Origin of the sequence: Microbacterium sp. NPDC090225, from assembly GCF_044772365.1 — a bacterium.
Lineage (GTDB): Bacteria > Actinomycetota > Actinomycetes > Actinomycetales > Microbacteriaceae > Microbacterium.
Genome location: NZ_JBIVYS010000002.1, coordinates 183429 through 204513, shown reverse-complemented (window position 1 = coordinate 204513; position 21085 = coordinate 183429). Strand labels below are relative to the sequence as shown.

Here is a 21085-nt window from a genome sequence, read left to right as displayed (position 1 = left end):
GGCCGGGCGCCGGGTCAGCGACCGGTGCCGGCGTGGACGACGGCTTCGGTGTCGCCGTCGAGCCCGTAAGCGGTGTGCACCGTACGTGCGGCCTCGAGCAGGTCGCTGCCGCGGAGCACCACCGAGATGCGGATCTCGGAGGTCGAGATCATCTCGATGTTGATGCCGCCGGCCGACAGCGCCTCGAAGAGCACGGCCGAGACGCCGGAGTGCGTGCGCATGCCCGCGCCGACGACCGAGAGCTTGCCGATCTGGTCGTCGTGCACGAGGTTCTGGAAGCCCACCTCGGCCTGATCTCCGGCGAGAGCCTTCAGCGCCGCCGCGGCATCCGCCTTCGGAACCGTGAACGAGATGTCGGTGCGCCCGGTGGCGGAGACGTTCTGCACGATCATGTCGACGTTCGCGCCCGACTTCGCGACGATCTTGAAGATCTCCGCCGCCTTGCCCGGCACGTCCGGCACACCGGCGACGGTGATCTTGGCCTGGCTGAGGTCGGTGGCGACGCCGGCGACGATCGGTTCTTCCATGGCTGCTCCCTCGGCTTCGCGGGGGTTCTTCATGCCCTCGCCCAAAACGTACGTACCCTCGGCCGACGAGAACGACGACCGGGCGTGGATGAGCACGCCGTGACGGCGTGCGTACTCGACGGCGCGGATGTAGAGCACCTTCGCCCCGTTGGCCGCGAGCTCGAGCATCTCCTCGCTCGAGACGTGGTCGAGCTTCTGCGCCCCCGGCACCACGCGCGGGTCGGAGGTGAAGATGCCGTCGACGTCGCTGTAGATCTCGCAGACGTCGGCCTTGAGGGCGGCGGCGAGGGCGACGGCGGTCGTGTCGGAGCCGCCTCGGCCGAGCGTGGTGATGTCGCGGGTGTCGCGGTTGAAGCCCTGGAATCCGGCGACGATGACGATCGCGCCCTCATCGAGAGCCTCGCGCAGACGGATCGGCGTCACATCGACGATGCGCGCGGCACCGTGCTGCGAGTCGGTGATCATGCCCGCCTGACTGCCCGTGAAGGAGCGCGCCTCGAAACCCATCGAGTGGATAGCCATCGCGAGCAGCGCCATCGAGATGCGCTCGCCGCTCGAGAGCAGCATGTCGAGTTCGCGCGGCGCCGGGATCGGCGCCACCTCGTTCGCGAGGTCGAGGAGCTCATCGGTGGTGTCGCCCATCGCGCTGACCGCGACCACGACGTCGTGACCGGCACGACGGGTGTCGACGATGCGCTTGGCGACGCGCTTGATGCTCTCTGCGTCGGCGACGGATGAGCCGCCGTACTTCTGCACGATGAGGGCCACGTTCACTCCCGGGGATGTCGGGCGGATCCGCCCACCGCTCATTCTACGATCGCGCCATATGCCCCGCTGCGCATGTGACGCCGCGGGAGGGCCGGAGGAGAACGGGCATCAAGGAACGGCGGGCGGAGGAAGAGCGGATGCCGCCGGCCGCAGCCGTCCACCGGTGGCGGCGAACCAGCACCCGGCGATCACGAGCGGGAACCCGATCAGCAACCCGGGGGTGAGTGGCTCGGAGAGCACGATCGCACCGAGCACGATCGCGACGATGGGGTTCACGTAGGTGAACAGTGGGGCGCGCACCGGACCGACCTCGCGGATGAGCGCGAAGAAGGCGATGAACGCGACCGCGGTGCAGATCACCGCGAGGGCGAGCAGGGCACCGATGGCGGGGAGGGTCGGCACCTCGTGCTGGGTGAGCAGGCCGATCGGCAGGTAGAAGATGCCGACCATGAGGAGCGAGAGCGTGATCGTTCCGAGCGAGGGCACATCGGTGAGCTTGCGCGCGACGATGAACGGGGCGGTGGCGTAGAGCACCGCGACGAGCAGCACCTCACCGGCGGCCAGAAGGCTGACCTCGCCGCCGAACAGGCCGGGACCCGCGACGACGATCGCCACACCGAGGAACCCGACGAGCAGCCCGATGGATCGCGCGGGCCTGAGCACTCCGCGGTCACCGCCGCCGAGCGCGATGAGGGCTGCGAACAGCGGCACGGTCGCGACGAGGAGACCGGTCATACCCGAGGGCAGCGTCATCTCCGCGTGCCCGAGGAGCACGAAGGGTCCGGCCATCTCGATGGCGCCGAAGGCGAGCACCCAGGGCCAGCGCTTCCACGCCGCCTTCAGCGCGCCGCTGCGGAGGGCGAAGGGCAGCAACAGGAGTGCGGCGATGAGCGTGCGACCGGCGACGATCGCGGGCGGCGAGAACGACTCCACCGCGATGCTGATGAAGAGGTACGGCACACCCCAGAGCAGCGCCATCGCCCCGAAGAGCAGCCATCCGCGCTGCGAGAATCCGGTGTGCTGCGCGTTCATCGCCGAGCCGCGCGAGGCATCGTCACAGCACGCGCCGCCCCTCGAACGCGCGACCGAGAGTGACCTCGTCGGCGTACTCGAGGTCGCCGCCGACGGGCAACCCGGAGGCGAGGCGCGAGACCGTGATCTGCATCGTGGTGAGGTACCGGCTCAGGTAACTCGCGGTCGCCTCGCCCTCGAGGTTCGGATTGGTGGCGAGGATGACCTCCTGCACCGTTCCGTCGGCGAGGCGGCTCATGAGCTGCGCGATGCGGAGGTCGTCGGGACCGATGCCGGCGATCGGGCTGATCGCCCCGCCGAGCACGTGGTACAGCCCGCGGAACTCGCGCGTGCGCTCGATCGCCGCGACGTCCTTCGCGTCTTCGACCACGCAGATGAGCGCCTGGTTGCGGCGCGGGTCACGGCAGATCGCGCACCGCTCCTGCTCGGCCACATTGCCGCACACCTCGCAGAAGCGCACGCGGGTGCGGATGTCGCTGAGCAGCTCCGACAGGCGTACGACGTCGAACGTCGGTGTCTGCAGGATGTGGAAGGCGATCCGCTGGGCGGACTTCGGACCGATGCCGGGCAGGCGCCCGAACTCGTCGATCAGTTCTTGAACGATTCCGTCGTACATCAGGCGAACCTCGTCGGGGGCTCATAGGGCTCTTCGCGCACGAACGTCGCGCCGAGCACCTGGCGGATCACGGCCTCACCGTAGCGCTGCACTCCCCCGGGCGCCGGCGCACGCTCGGTGACGCGCGGAGCGGCGTGGGCCGAGGCGACACGCGTCGGGGCGCTCGCGGGTGCGGGTGCGGGTGCGGCAGACGGTGCGACGACGGAGGCAACCTGTGCCGACGCGGCGACCGGTGCCGGCGGGGCCGTGTGCGGAGCCGGCTCGTACGAGGGGTCGTACGGCGGCTCGTCATCGGGGAATGGCACCTCGTCGTCGCCCGGGAGCGGCGGCTCGTCCCGATCGATCGTGCCATCGGCCGGAGGGACCGGAGCGGATGCCGCGGCCTCGACCTCTTCGGGCTCGTCGTCGACCGGCAGGGAGGGCGCAGGAGGCGCCGCCTCTGCGGTGGGCGCCGCATCGGAGGTCGGGATCGTGGCGACGGCCCACTCGGTCACCGATGCGGACGCGGAAGCGGGACGCGGGCTCTGAGTACGGGAAGACCCCGCAGGAGCAGGCTCCGTCGGGGCGGGATCGGCCGGCGCCTGAGCGCCGCCGGCAGGCCCCGAGGATCCGCCCGAACGCGGCGCGCCGCCGGACGACGGAGATCCCCCCGCGGGGAGCGGAGCCGGGCGGTACTTCACGACCACACCGAGCTCCTGCTGGAGCGCGGTGCGCAGGTGATCGGACGTGCCGGCGCCGGGAGTCGTTCCCTTGAACTTCGCGACATCGTGCTGGCTCGCGAACCCGATCGTGAGCACCTCGGACTCGGTGTCGTAGGCGAGTGGCTGCACCGCTGTGACGACCAGCCACGACGACCGGCTGATGCCCTCGAGGCGGGTCAGCACAGCCGGCCACGCGGAGACGATGCGATCGAACGTCACCGGGCCGGACGGTGCGGCGGCGGGCGCGGGTTCGGCGGTGGGAGCAACCGGCTCGGCGGCGGCGTGCGCGCGCTCGGCAGCAATGGGTTCGGCAGTAACGGGCTCGGCGGCAGCAGCCGGTGCAGCGGCGGCAGCCACCTCGGCCGTCGCGGGCGTCGCGTCCGGGGAGGGAGCTGCCGTCGGAGCGGGCGCCTGCGCTGCCGCAGGCGCAGCAGCAGGTGCAGGTGCAGCAGCAGGTGCAGCCGACGGTCGCGGAGCAGCCTGAGGCTGTGCGGTTGCGGCGGGCGCGACGGCGGCGCCGGAAGCCACGGCACCGGCCGCGGCATCCGCTCCCCCGGCCAGCACACGGGCGACCATGAGCTCGAGGTGCAGTCGCGGCGAGGTGGCTCCCGACATGTCGTCGAGCGCGGCACTGACGACGTCGGCCGTGCGCGAGAGACGTGCGGCGCCGAAGGCGGCCGCCTGCGTGCGCATGCGCTCGAGCTCGTCGTCGGCGATGCCGCGGAGCACCGCCGACGCGCCGTTGCCGACGGCCGCGATCACGATGAGGTCGCGCAGGCGCTCGAGCAGGTCGTCGACGAAGCGGCGCGGGTCCTGGCCGGTCTGCACCACACGGTCGATGGCAGGGAACGCCGTGGCCGCATCGGCGATCGCGAGAGCGTCGACGATCTCGTCGAGGAGCGCGGCGTGCGTGTAGCCGAGGAGGGCGACGGCTCGCGCGTAGGCGACCGTGACCGTCTCGGATCCCGCGGGCGAGTCGGAACCGGCGATGAGCTGATCGAGCAGCGAGAGCGTGTCGCGGGGCGAACCGCCACCGGCGCGAACAACGAGCGGCAGCACACCCTGCTCGACCACGACGCCCTCTTCGACGCAGAGCTTCTCGACGTACTCGAGCATGGCCGCGGGCGGCACGAGCCGGAACGGGTAATGGTGCGTGCGCGAGCGGATCGTGCCGAGCACCTTCTCGGGCTCGGTCGTCGCGAAGATGAACTTGACGTGCGGCGGGGGCTCTTCGACGAGCTTGAGCAGCGCGTTGAACCCCTGCGGCGTCACCATGTGAGCCTCGTCGAGGATGAAGATCTTGAACCGGTCACGGCTGGGGGCGAAGGTCGCCCGCTCGCGCAGGTCGCGCGCGTCGTCGACACCGTTGTGGCTCGCGGCGTCGATCTCGACCACGTCGAGCGATCCGCCACCGGCGCGAGAGAGTTCGACGCAGCTGGGGCACGTGCCGCACGGGACGTCGGTCGGCCCCTCGGCGCAGTTCAGGCAGCGCGCGAGGATGCGCGCCGACGTGGTCTTGCCGCACCCGCGCGGGCCGGAGAAGAGGTAGGCGTGGCCGACGCGGTCGCCGCGCAGCGCGGTCATGAGCGGATCGGTCACCTGGGACTGCCCGATCATCTCGCCGAACGTCTCGGGGCGGTAGCGGCGATAGAGGGCTGTGGTCACCACAACAGCCTACGGCGTGCCACGGACATCGCGGCAGGTGCGTCCGGAGACGCACCTGCCGCGAGCGATCACGCCGGCGGTGCGAGCACCGGGATCGAGGTCGTGATCACCGGGACGGATGCCGAGAGGCGCGTTCCGTCCTCACGACGGGCATCGGCGAACTGACGCAGCGTCGGACGACCGGGGATCAGCGGGCCCTGATCGGCGAGCGGGACGACGACCTCTTCACCCTCGGTCGCGATGTAGGCCTCGCCGCGCACCGTGAACGGCACCGGTGCACCCGCGCGCACCCGCAGACGCAGTTCGTGGGCCGTGATCGTGACCGTGACCTCGGACTCCTTCCACTTCATCGGGAAAGTCAGCGAGGGCCAGGCCGCGGGCAGACGCGGGTCGAAGCTCAGCTCGCCCTCGTAGTCGCGCATGCCGCCGAAACCGCACACGAGCGCGGTCCACACGCCACCGGCGGAGGCGACGTGCACGCCGTCGGCCGCGTTGTTGTGCAGGTCGTGGAGGTCGACGAAGATCGACTCCTCGAAGTACTTCAGCGCGAGGTCCTGGTAACCGACCTCGGCCGCGAGGATCGACTGCACGACCGCCGACAGCGTCGAGTCACCCGTGGTGAGCGGGTCGTAGTAGTCGAAGTCGGCGCGCTTCTCCTCGGGCGAGAAGTGGTTGCCCTGCAGGAACAGCGCGAGCACGACGTCCGCCTGCTTGAGCACCTGGAACCGGTAGATCACCAGCGGGTGGAAGTGCAGCAGGAGCGGGCGCTGCGACGACGGCGTGTGCGCCAGGTCCCAGACCTCGCGCTCGAGGAACAGGGAGTCCTGCGGGTGGATGCCCAGGCTCTCGCTGTAGGGGATGAACATCGCCTCGGCGGCGCGCTCCCACGACTCCGCCTCGCCCTCGAACAGACCCGTGCGCTCGACGAGGTCGCGGTAGTCCTCGGGGTACGTCTCGCGGATCTCGCGCACGACCTCGGCCGCGAAACGGAGGTTGTAGCGGGCCATGACGTTCGTGTAGAGGTTGTCGTTCACGACGGTGGTGTACTCGTCGGGACCGGTGACGCCGTGGATGTGGAAGGTCTGCAGACCGTCGGCGGCATCCGCGTTCTCGACGACCTGCGCCGAGCGCCAGAACCCGAGCGTCGCCCACAGACGCGCGGTCTCGACCGCGACGTCGGCGCCCTCGCGGCGGAGGAACTCGGTGTCCCCCGTCGCGCGCACGTACTTGCCCAGTGCGAAGCTCACGTCGGCGTTGATGTGGTACTGCGCGGTGCCCGCGGCGTAGTAGGCCGAGGCCTCTTCGCCGTTGATCGTGCGCCAGGGGAAGAGCGCCCCGGCCTCGTTGAGCTGGGCCGCACGCCGGCGGGCCGCCGGCAGCATCAGCACCCGGGCTCGCAGTGCGTTGCGCGCCCACTGCGGCGACGTGTAGGCGAGGAACGGGAGCACGTAGATCTCGGTGTCCCAGAAGTAGTGGCCGCTGTACCCCGAACCCGAGACGCCCTTGGCGGGGACACCGGTGCCATCGGCGCGGGCCGCGGCCTGCGCGAGCTGGAGGAGGCACCAGCGGGTCGCCTGCTGCAGGTCGTCGTGACCGCCGATCTGCACGTCGCTGCGCTCCCAGAACGCATCGAGCCAGTCGCGCTGGCGCTGGAACTGCGTCTCGATGCCCTCGACGGCGACGCGGTCGAGCGAGCGGCGGCAGCGGTCGACGAGCTCGCGCGGAGGCACACCGCGCGAGGTGTGGTAGCTCACGAGCTTGGTGACGGTGATCGGAACCCCGGCCTTGGCCTGAACCCGGAAGACGTTCTTCGCGATGTCGGCCTCGACGAGCGCGCGTGCGCTGTACTCGTTCTCGGTCTCGACGATGTGGTCGGCGACGACGGCGACGGTCATGCCGGAGTCGGCGACGCGGTACGACAGCGCCGAGCGCAGACCGTCCTGCCAGTGCTCACCCGGCTCGAGCACCCGATCGGCGATCTTCTCGGCCTTGCGCGGGTCGAAGCCCGGCTTCTGGGCCTGGGTCGGGGTGCCGGCGTACACGCCCGCACCGTCCTGACGGTTGAGGATCTGGCAGCTGATCGTGACGGGGGCGTCGGAGTTCTCGACGACGACCTCGAGGCGGAGGATCGCGAGGTGGCGCTCCTCGAAGCTGACGATGCGCTCGTCGCGCATGCGCACGCGCTTGCCCGACGGCGTCTCCCACACGACGAGGCGTTCGAGCACGCCCGTGCGCATGTCGAGCGTGCGGCGGTACTCGCGCACGTCCGCCTCGTCGAACGAGATCGGCTCGTCGTCGACGTAGACCCGCATGACCTTGGCGTCGGGGGCGTTGACGATGGTCTGGCCGACCTCGGCGAAGCCGTAGGCCTGCTCGGCGTGACGGATCGGCCACGTCTCGTGCAGGCCGTTGATGAAGGTGCCGTGCTCGTGGGCACCGCGGCCCTCGATGTGATTGCCCCGGAGCCCGAGGTATCCGTTGCCGATGGAGAAGAGCGTCTCCCCGACGCCCTCCTCGGAGTAGCGCGTCTCGATGAGACGCCACGGGTCGACGGGGAAGCGGTCGCGGTCGATCATGCGGTGGTCTCCGGTGCAGAGTTCGGGGTGGTCGGGAGGAAGCGGTCGAGATCGTCGACGACGACGGTGGCGCCTGCGGCGCGCAGGGCGTCGGCCCCGGTGCCACGGTCGACACCGACGACGTGCGCGTAGCCGGCGGCGGATGCGGACGCCGCGCCCGAGGTCGCGTCCTCGACGGCGACGCTCAGAGCGGGGTCGACGCCGAGCGCCACCGCGCCGGCGCGGAACATGTCGGGGGCGGGCTTGGATGCGAGGCCGTCGCGCTCGGCGACGACGCCGTCGACCACGATGCGGAAGTACGAGCGGAGGTCGGCCGCGGCGAGGACCTCTTCGGCGTTCTTCGAGCTCGACACCACGCCGAGCGGGATCCCGGCCGCGTGCAGACGCTGGACCAGCGCGAGCGAACCCGGGTACGGGGCGATGCCGTCACGGCGCAGCTCGGCGGCGAACGCGTCGTTCTTGCGGTTGCCGATGCCGCAGATGGTGTCGGCCGAGGGCGGGTCATCGACCTCGCCCCACGGGATCTCGACGTTGCGGCTGTGCATCAGGCTCGCGACGCCGTCGTAGCGCTTCTTGCCGTCGACGTAGTCGAAGTAGTCGGCGTCGGTGTAGGCCGGCGTGATGCCCCACTCGGCGAACACGTCGTCGAACACGGCTTTCCAGGCCCGCATGTGGACCTCTGCCGTCGGGGTGAGCACGCCGTCGAGGTCGAACAGCACCCCTTCTGCGGCGAGCAGATCGGGCAGGTTTTCCGGCACAGAAGCCTCCAGGGAGAAGGTCGAGGGTTTCGGCACTCCTCCGTGCCACCATGACAGCGTAATGGGGAGCCGCGACCCAGAGTAACCCCTGTGGAAAGCGTGCGCTCAGAGCATGTCGGCGGTCTGCCGGGCGATCTGCAGTTCCTCGTTCGTCGGGACCACCAGAACGGTCACCGTCGAGGCATCCGTGGAGATCCTCCGGATGCCGCGACCGCGCTCGGCGTTGCGCTCCTGATCGACCTCGACGCCGGCGAATCCGAGCGTCGCGAGGGCCTCCGCGCGCACGCGTGCGGCGTTCTCACCGACCCCGGCCGTGAACGAGATCACGTCGACGCCGCCGAGCTGGGCGATGTACGCTCCGGCGTAGGCGCGCAGCCGATGCACGTAGACGTCGAAGGCGAGGGTCGCCGCCTCCTCCCCCGCATCGACGCCCGCGAGGATGTCGCGCATGTCGCTGCGCCCCGCGAGGCCCTGCAGCCCGCTGCGGGTGTTGAGCAACGCATCGAGCTCGTTGATCGACAGGCCGGCGCGACGCGACAGGTGCACCAGAGCCGCCGGGTCGAGGTCTCCGGAGCGGGTGCCCATCACCAGGCCCTCGAGCGGGGTCAGCCCCATCGACGTCTCGACCGAGCGTCCGCCGTCGATCGCGGTGACCGACGCTCCGTTACCGAGGTGGAACACGAGCTGGCGGAGATCGCCGAGATCGCGGCCGAGGTACGCCGCGGCCGACTGGCTGACGAACTGGTGGCTGGTGCCGTGGAAGCCGTAGCGCCGCACGCGATGCTGCTTCGCCAGCTCGGCGTCGATCGCGTAGGTGTACGCGGCAGCCGGCAGAGTCTGGTGGAACGCGGTGTCGAAGACGGCGACGTGCGGCACGCCGCGGAAGACGGCCTGCGCCGCGAGGATGCCGGCGAGGTTGGCCGGGTTGTGCAGGGGCGCGAGCACCGACAGCTCCTCGATCTGCCGCTCGACGTCGGCATCGATCAGGGTCGGTGCGAAGAAGCGGGCTCCACCGTGCACGACCCGATGTCCGACGGCGACCGGCGGATGCTCGGCGAGCGAAGGTCCGTGCTCGGCGAACTGCTCCAGCATCACGGCGAAGGCCGCATGGTGATCGGGGATCGAACGCTCGTCGCTGTACGTCGCATCGAGCATCGTGGGCACGGCATCCGCATCGGTGTCGGGTCGCACCGTGTGCGAGGCCGCACCGGTGTCCTGACCGATCCTCTCGATGAGGCCCGAGGCGAGCTCGTGCTCGCGCTCGATGTCGAGGAGGCTGTACTTCAGCGACGACGAGCCGCTGTTGATCACGAGGATCGCGCTCATGCGGTCTCTCCCTGCGCCTGGATGGCGGTGATCGCCACGGTGTTGACGATGTCCTCGACCAGCGCGCCGCGCGAGAGATCGTTGATCGGCTTGTTGAGTCCCTGCAGGACCGGGCCGATCGCGACCGCGCCGGCGGAGCGCTGGACGGCCTTGTAGGTGTTGTTGCCCGTGTTCAGGTCGGGGAAGACGAACACGGTGGCGCGCCCCGCGACCGCGGAGTCGGGGAGCTTCGCCTTCGCGACGGCGGCATCGGCGGCCGCGTCGTACTGGATCGGCCCCTCGACGAGCAGCTCGGGTGCGCGCTCGCGCACGAGCGCTGTCGCCTCGCGCACCTTGTCGACGTCGGCCCCCGACCCGGACTCGCCGGTCGAGTACGACAGCATCGCAACGCGCGGGTCGATCCCGAACTGGCGGGCGGTCGCGGCCGACGAGATCGCGATGTCGGCGAGCTGGATGCTCGTGGGATCGGGGATCACCGCGCAGTCGCCGTAGACGAGCACCCGGTCGGCGAGGGCCATGAGGAAAACGCTCGAGACGACGTTCACGCCCGGCTTCGTCTTGATGATCTCGAACGAGGGACGGATCGTGTGCGCCGTCGTGTGCGCCGCCCCCGAGACCATGCCGTCGGCGAGCCCGAGGTGCACCATCATCGTGCCGAAGTACGAGACGTCGGTCACGGTGTCGGCGGCCTGCGCGAGGGTGATGCCCTTGTGCGCCCGGAGTCGCGCGTACTCCTCGGCGAACCGGGCGACGTACTCGGGGTCGGTGGGGCTGATCACCTGGGCCGCGGCGATGTCGATGCCGAGCTCGACGGCCCGCGCCCGCACGGCGGCCTCGTCGCCGAGGATCACGAGGTCGGCGACCTCCCGGGCCAGCAGCGTCGCGGCGGCACGGAGGATGCGGTCATCACCGCCCTCGGGCAGCACGATGCGCCGACGATCGGCGCGGGCGCGCTCGATGAGCCCGTACTCGAACATCAGCGGGGTCACGACCCGCGACTCGGCGAGCCCGAGCTCCGTCGCGAGTTCGGCGATGTCGACGTGGGTCTGGAAGAGCCCGAGCGCGCGGTCGTACCGTGCGCGCGAGTCGGCGGAGAGCCGGCCACGTGCGCCCATGACCCGCACGGCGGTGTCGTAGGTGCCGAGATCGGTGGCGATGATGGGCACCGTCGAGGGGAACCCGTCGAGCAGCTGCGTGATGGGCTCGGGAAGGTCGAAGGGCCCGTTCAGGATGATGCCGCTGACCCGGGGGAAGGTGCCGGAGGCGTCGGCGAGAAGCGTCGCGAGCAGCACCTCGGTGCGGTCGGCGGGGATCACGACGACGGATTCCTCGGTGATGCGCGGCAGCACGTTGACCATCGACATGCCGGCGACGACGATCGAGAGCGCCTCGCGGGTCAGCCGCCCCTCGTCGCCCTTGATGAGACGGCCGTCGACGGCGGCGAGGATGCCGCGGATCGACGGCGCCACGAGTGTGCGGTCCTCGGGGATCGCCCAGACCGGTGTGCTCTTCTCGGGCCGCACACCGCGCACCGCCTCGATGATCGCGTCGAGCTCGGCGGGGTCGGCACGGTTGACGATCGCGGCGAACAGCTCGGCGCGCTCCTGCTCGAGCTCCGTGAGCGCGAGCGCGGCGATCTGCCCCACCGCAGCCGGGACCCGCGCGGTCGTCGTCCCGAGCTGCTCGGCCTGGCGCTGCTGGTCGCGCCCCGACAGCACGAGCAGCACGGGGGCGCCGAGGTTCGCGGCGATGCGGGCGTTGACGCCGAGCTCTGCGGGGCTGGCGACGTCGGTGTAGTCGCTGCCGATGATGACCACGGCGTCGCACTGCGCCTCGACGGCCTTGAACCGCGCGACGATCGTCGACAGCGCGTGCTCCGGGTCGTGGCGCACGTCGTCGTAGCTGACGCCGATGCAGTCGTCGTAGTCGAGGTGCACGCCGTCGTGGGCCAGCAGCAGCTCGAGGATCTCGTCGCGCTCGGTGACCGAGCGCGCGATCGGCCGGAACACGCCGACCCGCGGGGTGACCCGCATGAGCGCGTCGAGCACGCCGAGGGCGATCGTCGATTTTCCGGTATGACCTTCGGCCGAGGTGATGTAGATGCTCCGCGCCACGGCTCCAGCTTAGGCGAACCTCACTCGGCACGCCCTGGGAGCGGACCGGAGTTAATCCCCACTCGATGCCCGGAGGTCAGCACGGCGCCGACAGCGCGTCGACGACGGCGGTCGCGTCGGCCGCGTACCGCGAGTAGTACGTGGGGTCGAGGTTGATCTGCACGCGGTGGATCGCGAGCGACGGGTCCATCGCGGGCCAGTCCGGCACCCGCGCCAACCGCTCGTAGAAGAGCGTCGCGGACGTGGCCGGATCCATGCGCTGCTCAACGCTCCCCCACCACTCCTGCTGCTGGAACAGGCCGATGCTCGTGGTGCGGGAGCCGTCGGGGTTCGTGAATCCGCTCGTCTCCCAGTCGCCGTAGTCGATGTTGCGCAGGCTGCTCTCGCCCATCGCGGTCATCACGCCCAGGATCTGCCCGTCGCGCGCGAACCCCAGGGCGGATGCCGTCGCCATGATCGTCGCGGCGTTCTCGAGCTGCTCCCCGCGCCACCCCTCGATCCCGGCCGACGGGTACGTGCGCGGATCGCTCGCGCAGATCGCGAGGGGCTTCTCGTGCGCGAGCCCGAGCGGCACGAGTACGGCGATCCCGGCGAAGAGCGCGATAGCGACGACCCCGATCAGCACACGCCGGAGCACCAGCATCCGCCGCCGACGCCGGGCGGCCCGTGCGCGGACGCCCGGTCGGCGCCGGGCCGCGGGCCGACGCTTCTTCCGGCGTCGAGCGGGTGTGCGCGAGCGCGACCGCGGCGCGCTCACTCGGCGGAGCCCCCGCGTCGCCCGACGAACACGGCGAGCGCGCCGCCGATCGCCCCGAACAGGTGCGCCTGCCACGAGATTCCCTGGCTCACGCCCACCACGCCCGCGAGCATCGTCGCCCCGTACACGCCGATCACGACGAGCGCGATGAGGGCGTACCCGATGCGGTGCGCGACGCGGCCCGGCGCGAAGACCCGCACGACCGTGTAGCCGAAGTAGCCGAACACGAGCACGGATGCCCCGACCGTCACCGTGCCCGGGGCGTTGAAGACCCAAGTACCGAGGCCGCCGACGACCGCGACGATCGCGGTCACCGTCCAGAATCTGCGGGTGCCCTCGACTGCGACGAGCAGCCCGAGTACGAGGAACGGCACGGAGTTGCCGATCAGATGCGCCCAGTTCGCATGCAGCAGCGGTCCGAGCACGATGCCGAGCAGGCCCTCGGGATCCCAGGAACGGATGCCGAACCCGGTGAACGATCCGGGAAGGAGCTGGTCGGCGAACTGGATCGCCCACATCGCGGCGAGGAGCAGCACGGGAGAGGCGAAGCGCGAGAGAGCGTTCTGCCGCGGAGGAGTGGTGGCGCCGGTCACATCACGATCCTGACAGGACAGCCCCGGAGGAGGCTGAAAAAGAAAGTGACCCTCCGCGCACCCAGCAGAGCCCGGTTACCCTTGCTGCGTTTCCGCCCTGGGGGAATTGGCCTGGATGCCGCCACGCGGAGAGCCGTCGACAAGTCTAACCGATGCGCGGGCCCACCTTTTGACAGACTGGGGAGGTCATGCCGCCCGAGCCCGTCGCCACCCCGCTCGCGGGCTGGATCTTCTCGGGCGAGTTGCGCACGTATCAGGCCGAGGTCCTCACCCGCCTGCCGGTCGGAGGACGCGACCCGCTGCACGTGGTCGCCCCGCCCGGATCGGGCAAGACCCTGCTGGGCCTGCTGCTCGCGGCCCGCGAACGCCATCGGACCCTCGTGCTCGCCCCGACCGTCACCATCCGCCAGCAGTGGCTGCGCACCGCCGTCGACCTCGCCCCCGACGCCGACACCGTGTCGGACGACCCCGAACGGATCGCCGACCTCACCGCTCTCACGTACCAGGCGCTCGGCGTCACCGGCGACGGCTCGCCCTTCGACGACCTGGCGCGGGTGGTGTGGACCGAGGAGCTGGTCGAGGCGGGGCGGGCTGAAGCGGATGCCGCGACCTGGCTCGCGGAGCTCGCGATCGACAACCCGGCGCAGTACCGCTCCGGCATCCGTCGTCGCACGCGCCGGTTGCGTTCGCAGTTCGCCCGGCGCAATCCCGCCGAACTCGCGCGCGTGCTGCATCCGAACGCGACGGCGCTCATCGACCGCCTTGTCGCCGCAGGGGTGCGCACGGTCGTGCTCGACGAGTGCCACCACCTGCTGGACCACTGGGCGCTGGTCGTCGCATACCTCGCGGCGCGCATCCGCGAGACGGGTGTCGAGCCGCTGCTGATCGGCCTCACCGCCACTCTGCCGTCGCCCGACGACGAGACGGAGTACGAGAACTACAGCCAGCTGCTCGGTGAGGTCGACTACGAGGTCCCGACCCCGGCGGTGGTGAAGGAGGGGCACCTCGCGCCGTACCGCGACTTCGTGCTGCTCACCGAGCCGACACCGGCCGAGGCCGGATTCATCCGTCGGCACGAGGCGCTGCTGCACTCGACGATCGTCGACGTCCTGTCGACCGCAGACGGCATCTCCTTTCTCGAGGAGCAACTGCAGCCCGCGGGCGGACCAGCCGACGACGACCCGCTCGCCCGCATCGACCGCGCGCTCTCCGCGGACTTCGCCCTCACTCGCTCGTGCGCGGTGGTGCTGCGCGAGGTCGTGCCGCAGCATCCGCTCGTCGCCGCCATCCCGCACGTGCTGCTCGACCGCTGCACGACCGACGATCTGCTCACCGTCCTCGTGCGGTTCGCGCAGGCGCGCCTGCTGGCCGACCCCTCGGCGGCGAATCAGTGGGAGCACGTGCGCCGCTCGCTCGCCGACTTCGGCTACCTGCTCACCGATCGCGGGCTGCGCCGCGGCCGCAACCCGGTCGAGACGACGCTGGCATCCTCGGAGGCGAAGGATGCCGCGGCCGTCGAGGTCCTGCACCGCGAGCTCGCGAGCGACGACGGCGAGCGCATCCGTGCCGTCGTCGTCACCGACTTCGTGACGCACGGCAATCGACGCGGTGCGGATGCCGCGGCCGGGGCCCTGCGCACCTTCGACACCCTCGTCGCCGACCCCCTGGTCGCCACGCTGCGGCCGGTGCTGCTGACCGCGCAGTACCTGCGCGTGCGCGGCGAGGACGCCGCGACGCTCGCGCCGATGCTGACGAACCTGCTGGGCGTGCCGGTCGACGTCGGAGACGCCGCCGGGGCCACGAGCGACCTACGAGCGGCCGGCGCCGGCAGCGGACGTATCGTCGCCGCGGTCTCGGAGCTGATCCGTCGCGGGGAGGTGCGCGTTCTCGTGGGCACCCGCGGCCTGCTCGGTGAGGGATGGGACTGCCCCGCCGTGAACACGCTCATCGATCTCACCGCCGTCGCGACGTCATCCGCCACGCAGCAGCTGCGGGGGCGCACCCTGCGCCTCGATCCGGAGTGGCCCGAGAAGGTGGCGCACAACTGGTCGGTGGCCTGTCTGATCCCCGCCGACGTCGCTCTCGACGACACGAGCGAGCCGGATCGTCTGCGCCGCAAGCACTCGCACCTGTGGGGCCTGCACGCCGACCGAGACGGCCGGATCGTCAGCGGACTCGCGCACGCCCTGCCCTCGGCGGCGGCGCAGGAGTTCGAGGCCGTGCTCGACAAACATCCGGATGCCTCGATCCGCGGGGTCGACGATCTGCTGCGCGCCGCGTGGCCTGCGCGGGCGACCACGCGCGCCGAATGGCGCATCGGTGAGCCGTACACGTCGCGGGAGCGCGACGAGATCACGGTGCGGCACGCGGCGGCCGCTCCCCTGCTGCGCAGCGCCCAGGTCGCGCGTGCCGACGGGGCGACGTCCGCCGTGGGCGGGGCGCTCGGCGTCGGCGTGCTGCTCACCGTGTTGGCGGGCCAGGGACTCGTGGTGCACCCGGCGCTCGGCGCCGCGCTCGTCGTGGCCGGCGGCGCGCTGGCCGCCGCGACGACGCTCCTCCCCCTGCTCGGGCGTAGCCTGCGCGATCGCCGCCACCCCGCCGAGGTGTACCGGCTGGCGGCCCTGGTCGTCGCGCGCACCCTCCGCGATGCGGGGCGGATCGGGCCCGTCGACGACGCCGACATCGTCGCGCACGTCGACGACGACCGCACCCGTGTGCGCATCGAGCTGGGCGGCACGTCCGCGGATCGTCAGGTGGTGACGGATGCCGTCGAAGAGCTGTTCGCGGCGGTGCGCACTCCCCGTTTCCTGTTGCGGATCGACCGCGGCGCCGCGGCGTCCACGCGCCTGTTCGAACGCCTCGCCGACCGCCTCTCCCCGGGGCGCACGCTCCTGCCGGTGCCGCGCGCGATCGCGCGGCGGCGCGGTGATGCCGAGGTGTTCGAGCGCCACTGGCGGCAGCTCATCGGCATGTGCACGCTGCACGAGCTGCAGGGTGCGCAGGGTCTCGCCCTGCTCCGCGTCGCCCGGAGCAGCGAGGGCCGTGTCGACGTCGCACGACCCCGCGCCCGCGTCTGGGGCTGAGACTTCCGAGGGCGTCGACGGCCCGGGGAAGCACAGCGATCTGCCAGCCCCACGCGGATGCCCTGCGGGTTACGATCGAGTAACGCGCGCTGCAGCGCCGACGAGAGGGAACGCATGACGGACAACTCCCCCCTGATCACGGCCGAACAGTTCGCCGCCCAGACCTCCGCGATCCTCGCCTCCGTGGGAGAGGTGATCGACGGAAAGCCCGATGCGGTGCGCAGTGCGCTGATCTGCCTGCTCGCCGAGGGCCACCTGCTCATCGAAGACGTGCCCGGCGTCGGCAAGACCATGCTGGCCCGCGCCCTCGCCGCCAGCGTCGATGCGACCGTGCGTCGCATCCAGTTCACCCCCGACCTGCTCCCGGGCGACGTGACCGGCGTCTCGGTCTACAACCCCGTCGACCGTGAGTTCGAGTTCAAGCGCGGCGCGATCTTCGCGCACATCGTCATCGCCGACGAGATCAACCGCTCCTCACCCAAGACGCAGTCGGCACTGCTCGAGGCCATGGAGGAGCGCCAGGTCACCGTCGACGGGTCGACGCATCCGCTCCCCTCGCCTTTCCTCGTCGTCGCCACCCAGAACCCCCTCGAGATGGAGGGCACGTACGCCCTGCCCGAGGCGCAGCGCGACCGCTTCATGATGCGCATCTCGATGGGCTACCCGGATGCCGCGGCCGAGGCCCTCATGATCCGCCAGCGCGACGTCGTGAACCCGCTCGCGGCCGTCGCAGCGGTCGCCGATGCCGGCTCGATCTCGCAGCTCATCGCCTGGGCCCGCGCCGTGCACGTGGCGCCCGCGCTCGAGGAGTACACGGTCGCTCTCGCGCAGGCCACGCGCACCGACCCGAGCCTGCACCTCGGGGCGAGCCCCCGCGCGACGCTGCAGCTGATCCGTGCCGCGAAGGTGTGGGCCGCGCTCGACGGCCGTGACTTCGTGATCCCCGACGACGTCACCGCCCTCCTCATCCCGGTGTTCGCGCACCGGCTGCTGCCCGCCCGCGGTGCGCACCGCGCGGGAGCACAGCCCATCGAGACGGCTCTCGCACACATCGTCGAGCGCGTGCGCGTGCCCGTCGCGAGCCGCGTCTGAGGCGCGCGATGCGACGCCGTCGATCCCTGACCCGCCGCGGTGCGGGCGCGCTCGTCGCGGCGCTGCTGTGCGTGATCGGGGCGAACCTCGTCGCCGCGCCGATCCTCCTCTACATCGGCATCCTGCTCGCCCTCCTCACCGGCTTCTCGGCGCTCATGGCCTGGCTGCCGCGGCGCACGGGCACCGTCTCGCGACAGGTCTCGACGGATCTGCTCACGGTGTCGGAGACCTCGCGCGTCAGCATCCGCTTCGCCCTGCGCTCGCTGCGTGTGCCCCACGCGCTGTGGCACGACACGCTGCCCGACGCCGTCAGCGGTGACGCCGGCGGCGAGTATCCGACGCAGTCCGGGCAACTCGGGTACCGCATCACGGGCGTGCGTCGCGGCGTCTGGCCGATCGGGCCGCTCGTGCTGCGCACCGTCGATCCCTTCGGCCTCGCGCAGCGCGAGCAGGAGTTCGGCGAGACCCGCACCGTCACGGTCGTGCCCGAGGTCTTCGCGCTCGCGCCCCTCGCCGTGCGCGTCGGCGCGGCCGGGGGCACGGCGCACACGTCGTCGACGCGTCTCGGCCAGGGCGCCGACAACCTCTCGCCCCGGTTCTACCTGCCGGGCGACTCGATGCGCCGCATCCATTGGCGTGCGACCGCGCACCGCGGGCAGCTCATGGTGCGGCAGGAAGAGGAGGAGTCGAGCCCCGATGCGATCGTCGTGCTCGACCGCAGCGCCGAGCGGTGGGATCGACCGGGAGACGAGGCGGATGCCGCGTTCGAGGCCGCGGTCTCGCTCTGCGCCTCGTCGGCCGTGCATCTCGCCGACGAAGGCTACGGAGTCGACGTGATCGACAGCGCGGGCGTGCTGCTCGGCACCCTGCGCGGCCATGAGGACGACCGCGATGCGCTGCTCGTCGCCCTGGCGCTGATCGCCCCGCGCGGCGACCACCGCGACGTGACGACGTTGATCGGTGGCGCCCCTCCCGGCCCACTGGTGTACATCACGGGCCGACTGTCGGAGGACGACGCCGCGACGCTCCGCACCGCCGGCGCGGCCGCCGGAATCCTGCTCGCCACCGACCCGGAGCAAGGTGCGGCAGAGACCGCGACGCGCAATGGCTGGTCGTTCGCCCCGCTCGGCGACGACGTGGCCGCGGCATGGGCGGACGCCCTCCCGGAGCGGATCGGAGTCGGCGATGTTCCGGGCTGAGCAGGTGCCGGGCAGCGCTTCCGGCCAGTCCCGTTCGCGCTCGCGTGCGCGCTCCCGGTCGAAGGTCGCGTGGCACCGCGACGAGGAGACCCCGGTGGCGATCCTCGCACCCTCGGTTCTCGCTGCGGTCGGCGGCCTCGTCGCGATGTGGCCCTTCACCTCGGTGATCGAGGCGGGCGCCTGGTCGTTCGCGGTCGTCGCGGCGGTCACGCTCATCCCGCTCGCAGGTCTCGTGATGCGCGTACTGCTGCGCTACCGCCGCGCATGGCTGCGAGATGTCGGCACCCTGATCGTTCAGCTGCTGGTCGCAATGGCGCTCGTGACCCAGGTGACGGCCGGCGACACCGCCTTCTTCGGAGTCATCCCCTCACCCGCCACCCTCTCGGCCTTCGGCGCCTTGACCGGAGCGGCCTGGCAGGAGGTCGCGGTCGGCTCTGCACCGCTGGCCGCCTCGCGCGGGCTCGCCGCGACGATGGCGCTCGGTTTCGCGGTCGTCGCCGTGCTGCTCGACCAACTCGCGGCCGCCCGTGCGGCGATCCTCCCGATCCTCCTCGTCGGTCTCGTCGGATCCATCCCGATGATCGTCACCCTCGGCGACGCGAACGTGGTCTGGTTCGTACTGTTCGCCCTCTTCGTGCTCGCACAGCTGCGCTACGCCACCCGCACCGATCCGCAGACGCCGCGCCGCACCTCGGCATCCGTCGCGGTGGGCATCGGCGCCGCCGCCATCGCCGTGACCCTTGCCATCGCGCCCGGTCTGCCGCTCGCCGCCGGGCTCACCGGCACCGGCACGGGCATCACGGTCGACGCATCGCTGCGACTCGGCGACGATCTGCGTCAACCCAACCCCGTCGAGGTGCTGACCGTGGCGACGGCGGGCGGCTCGGCTCCGTACCTGCGCCTCACGACCCTCTCAGACTTCGACGGAGAGGTGTGGCAGCCCGATCGCGGAGGCCTGCAGTCGCAGGCCGACGGGTTCGGTGACCCCGAGTGGAGTGCGGACGTCGAGGTGACAGAGACGACGACCTCGATCCGCATCCTCCGCATGTCGAGTTCGTGGTTGCCCGTCCCCTACCCCGCGACCGACATCCAGGGCGTGCCCCGCGCGTGGCGGGTCATGCCCGACAACCGCACGCTGGTCTCGCGCAATGCGGATGCCGTCGGCGCCGACTACACGGTCTCCTCGGTGCGTGTGAACCCCACTCTCGAGCAGATCCGCGCGGCGTCGGCGGCGGAGTCCACGGCCGAGACCGACGACGTCGAGATCCCCGCCGTCGTCGGCGAGCTGGCGCGCGAGGTCACCGCCGATGAGGGCACCGACTACGACCGTCTGCTCGCTCTGCAGGACTGGTTCCGCAGCGAATTCACGTACTCGCTCGACACCCCGGTCGAGGAGGACTTCGACGGCACGGGCGCCGAGGCCGTCGCCCGGTTCCTCGACGTGCGCTCGGGGTACTGCGTGCACTTCGCCGGCGCGTTCGCCCTGATGGCGGAGAGCCTCGGGATGGAGACCCGGATCGTCGTGGGGTACCTGCCAGGGTCGCTCACCGGCGAGAAGCGCGGCGACGAGTCGATCTACTCGGTCACGAGCGATCGCCTGCATTCCTGGCCGGAGGTGCTGTTCCCGGGCATCGGCTGGGTGCCCTTCGAGCCCACGGCCTCGCTCGGCGTGCCGACCGAGTTCCGCGCCGCGGTGACGGGTTCCACCGGTTCGGGCACCACCCCGTCGGGTACACCGGAGTCCGCCGCACCGCAGGCCGAGCAGACGACGGCTCCGGAGGTCGACCGCCAGGATGCCGGAGACAACAGCTCCTCCTCGGGCGAGTTGCGCACGGTCGACCCGACGCCGGTGATGTTCGTCGTTCTCGGCGCGATCGTGCTGTTGCTGCTGCCCGCGCTGATCCGCACGCTCGTGCGCGCCCGTCGCCGGGATCGCGCGCGCGACGGCGACGCGGGCGCCGCGTGGACCGAGGTACGGAGCACACTCGTCGATCTCGGCATCCCCCCGTCGGATGCTGATTCGCCGCGGATGCGTGCGGCGGTGTTGATCCGCGAACGTGGCGTCGATGCGATGGCGATCGGACGCCTGGCAGACGCGGTCGAGCGAGCGACCTATGCCCGATCCGGAGCGGACGCCGCCGACCTCGCGTCGGATCTGAGCACCGTGCTGCGCGATCTGCGCCGAAGCGTCGATGCGCCGGCGCGCACGCGGGCGCTCCTGGTACCGCGCTCGCTCTTCGTCGCGCGCGGAGTCGACACGCTCGCAGCGACCTAGTGT

Annotated in this window: 14 protein-coding genes and 1 other RNA gene; 4 read left to right on the top strand and 11 right to left on the bottom strand. The window is 71.3% G+C overall.

Annotated elements, in window-relative coordinates; all coding sequences use genetic code 11:
- Nucleotides 1-14: 14 nt before the first annotated feature.
- The 11 genes from ACIQTT_RS14875 to ffs form a co-directional block, all read right to left on the bottom strand.
- Nucleotides 15-1295 (bottom strand): aspartate kinase, encoded by a 1281-nt coding sequence (locus ACIQTT_RS14875; protein ID WP_247625086.1) that lies wholly within the window; start codon nucleotides 1293-1295, stop codon nucleotides 15-17.
- A 108-nt stretch (nucleotides 1296-1403) separates the two neighbouring features.
- A complete protein-coding gene (locus tag ACIQTT_RS14870; RefSeq protein WP_402791715.1) occupies nucleotides 1404-2327 on the bottom strand; it encodes a DMT family transporter in 924 nt (307 codons plus the stop codon).
- Nucleotides 2328-2349: 22 nt separating this feature from the next.
- The gene (gene recR / locus ACIQTT_RS14865; RefSeq protein ID WP_402791713.1) at nucleotides 2350-2943 is read right to left on the bottom strand and encodes a recombination mediator RecR; all 594 of its coding nucleotides are present in this window, start codon (nucleotides 2941-2943) and stop codon (nucleotides 2350-2352) included.
- Nucleotides 2943-5309 carry a DNA polymerase III subunit gamma and tau gene (locus tag ACIQTT_RS14860; protein ID WP_402791710.1) on the bottom strand — a complete coding sequence of 789 codons (2367 nt, stop codon included), beginning with the start codon at nucleotides 5307-5309 and terminating at the stop codon, nucleotides 2943-2945. Before ACIQTT_RS14860 ends, recR begins: the two co-directional genes overlap by 1 nt.
- Before the next feature lie 68 nt (nucleotides 5310-5377).
- Complete coding sequence (locus tag ACIQTT_RS14855; RefSeq protein WP_402791707.1) at nucleotides 5378-7885, bottom strand: glycoside hydrolase family 65 protein; 2508 nt, start codon at nucleotides 7883-7885, stop codon at nucleotides 5378-5380.
- Complete coding sequence (locus ACIQTT_RS14850; RefSeq protein ID WP_402791704.1) at nucleotides 7882-8643, bottom strand: beta-phosphoglucomutase family hydrolase; 762 nt, start codon at nucleotides 8641-8643, stop codon at nucleotides 7882-7884. The genes ACIQTT_RS14855 and ACIQTT_RS14850 overlap by 4 nt, the downstream gene beginning before the upstream one ends.
- Before the next feature lie 105 nt (nucleotides 8644-8748).
- The gene (locus ACIQTT_RS14845) at nucleotides 8749-9969 is read right to left on the bottom strand and encodes an acetate/propionate family kinase (RefSeq protein WP_402791701.1); all 1221 of its coding nucleotides are present in this window, start codon (nucleotides 9967-9969) and stop codon (nucleotides 8749-8751) included.
- Nucleotides 9966-12083: a phosphate acetyltransferase gene (pta, locus tag ACIQTT_RS14840; protein ID WP_402791698.1), complete on the bottom strand. Its 2118-nt coding sequence runs from the start codon at nucleotides 12081-12083 to the stop codon at nucleotides 9966-9968. The genes ACIQTT_RS14845 and pta overlap by 4 nt, the downstream gene beginning before the upstream one ends.
- A 76-nt stretch (nucleotides 12084-12159) precedes the next feature.
- On the bottom strand, nucleotides 12160-12726 hold the full coding sequence (locus tag ACIQTT_RS14835; protein WP_402791695.1) for a hypothetical protein: 567 nt from the start codon (nucleotides 12724-12726) through the stop codon (nucleotides 12160-12162).
- A 110-nt stretch (nucleotides 12727-12836) separates the two neighbouring features.
- A complete protein-coding gene (locus ACIQTT_RS14830) occupies nucleotides 12837-13433 on the bottom strand; it encodes a rhomboid family intramembrane serine protease (protein WP_402791692.1) in 597 nt (198 codons plus the stop codon).
- A gap of 41 nt (nucleotides 13434-13474) precedes the next feature.
- An RNA gene (gene ffs / locus ACIQTT_RS14825) (signal recognition particle sRNA small type) lies at nucleotides 13475-13571 on the bottom strand.
- Nucleotides 13572-13621: 50 nt separating this feature from the next.
- Here ffs and ACIQTT_RS14820 point away from each other — a divergent pair.
- From ACIQTT_RS14820 to ACIQTT_RS14805, 4 genes are all read left to right on the top strand, one after another.
- Nucleotides 13622-16516 (top strand): DEAD/DEAH box helicase family protein, encoded by a 2895-nt coding sequence (locus tag ACIQTT_RS14820; protein ID WP_402791689.1) that lies wholly within the window; start codon nucleotides 13622-13624, stop codon nucleotides 16514-16516.
- A gap of 114 nt (nucleotides 16517-16630) precedes the next feature.
- The gene (locus ACIQTT_RS14815; protein WP_247625097.1) at nucleotides 16631-17608 is read left to right on the top strand and encodes a MoxR family ATPase; all 978 of its coding nucleotides are present in this window, start codon (nucleotides 16631-16633) and stop codon (nucleotides 17606-17608) included.
- Nucleotides 17609-17616: 8 nt separating this feature from the next.
- Nucleotides 17617-18807 (top strand): DUF58 domain-containing protein, encoded by a 1191-nt coding sequence (locus ACIQTT_RS14810; protein ID WP_402791685.1) that lies wholly within the window; start codon nucleotides 17617-17619, stop codon nucleotides 18805-18807.
- Nucleotides 18794-21082, top strand: a complete 2289-nt coding sequence (locus tag ACIQTT_RS14805; RefSeq protein WP_402791681.1) for a transglutaminaseTgpA domain-containing protein — start codon at nucleotides 18794-18796, stop codon at nucleotides 21080-21082. Before ACIQTT_RS14810 ends, ACIQTT_RS14805 begins: the two co-directional genes overlap by 14 nt.
- Nucleotides 21083-21085: the final 3 nt, after the last annotated feature.

What these genes read in the sequence shown, in the direction of transcription:
- ACIQTT_RS14820 (WP_402791689.1), top strand. Translation starts at nt 13,622, where the DNA reads ATGCCGCCCGAGCCCGTCGCCACCCCGCTCGCGGGCTGGATCTTCTCG.
- ACIQTT_RS14870 (WP_402791715.1), bottom strand. Translation starts at nt 2,327, where the DNA reads ATGAACGCGCAGCACACCGGATTCTCGCAGCGCGGATGGCTGCTCTTC.
- ACIQTT_RS14845 (WP_402791701.1), bottom strand. Translation starts at nt 9,969, where the DNA reads ATGAGCGCGATCCTCGTGATCAACAGCGGCTCGTCGTCGCTGAAGTAC.
- recR (WP_402791713.1), bottom strand. Translation starts at nt 2,943, where the DNA reads ATGTACGACGGAATCGTTCAAGAACTGATCGACGAGTTCGGGCGCCTG.
- ACIQTT_RS14855 (WP_402791707.1), bottom strand. Translation starts at nt 7,885, where the DNA reads ATGATCGACCGCGACCGCTTCCCCGTCGACCCGTGGCGTCTCATCGAG.
- ACIQTT_RS14805 (WP_402791681.1), top strand. Translation starts at nt 18,794, where the DNA reads ATGTTCCGGGCTGAGCAGGTGCCGGGCAGCGCTTCCGGCCAGTCCCGT.
- ACIQTT_RS14810 (WP_402791685.1), top strand. Translation starts at nt 17,617, where the DNA reads ATGCGACGCCGTCGATCCCTGACCCGCCGCGGTGCGGGCGCGCTCGTC.
- ACIQTT_RS14815 (WP_247625097.1), top strand. Translation starts at nt 16,631, where the DNA reads ATGACGGACAACTCCCCCCTGATCACGGCCGAACAGTTCGCCGCCCAG.
- ACIQTT_RS14835 (WP_402791695.1), bottom strand. Translation starts at nt 12,726, where the DNA reads ATGCTGGTGCTCCGGCGTGTGCTGATCGGGGTCGTCGCTATCGCGCTC.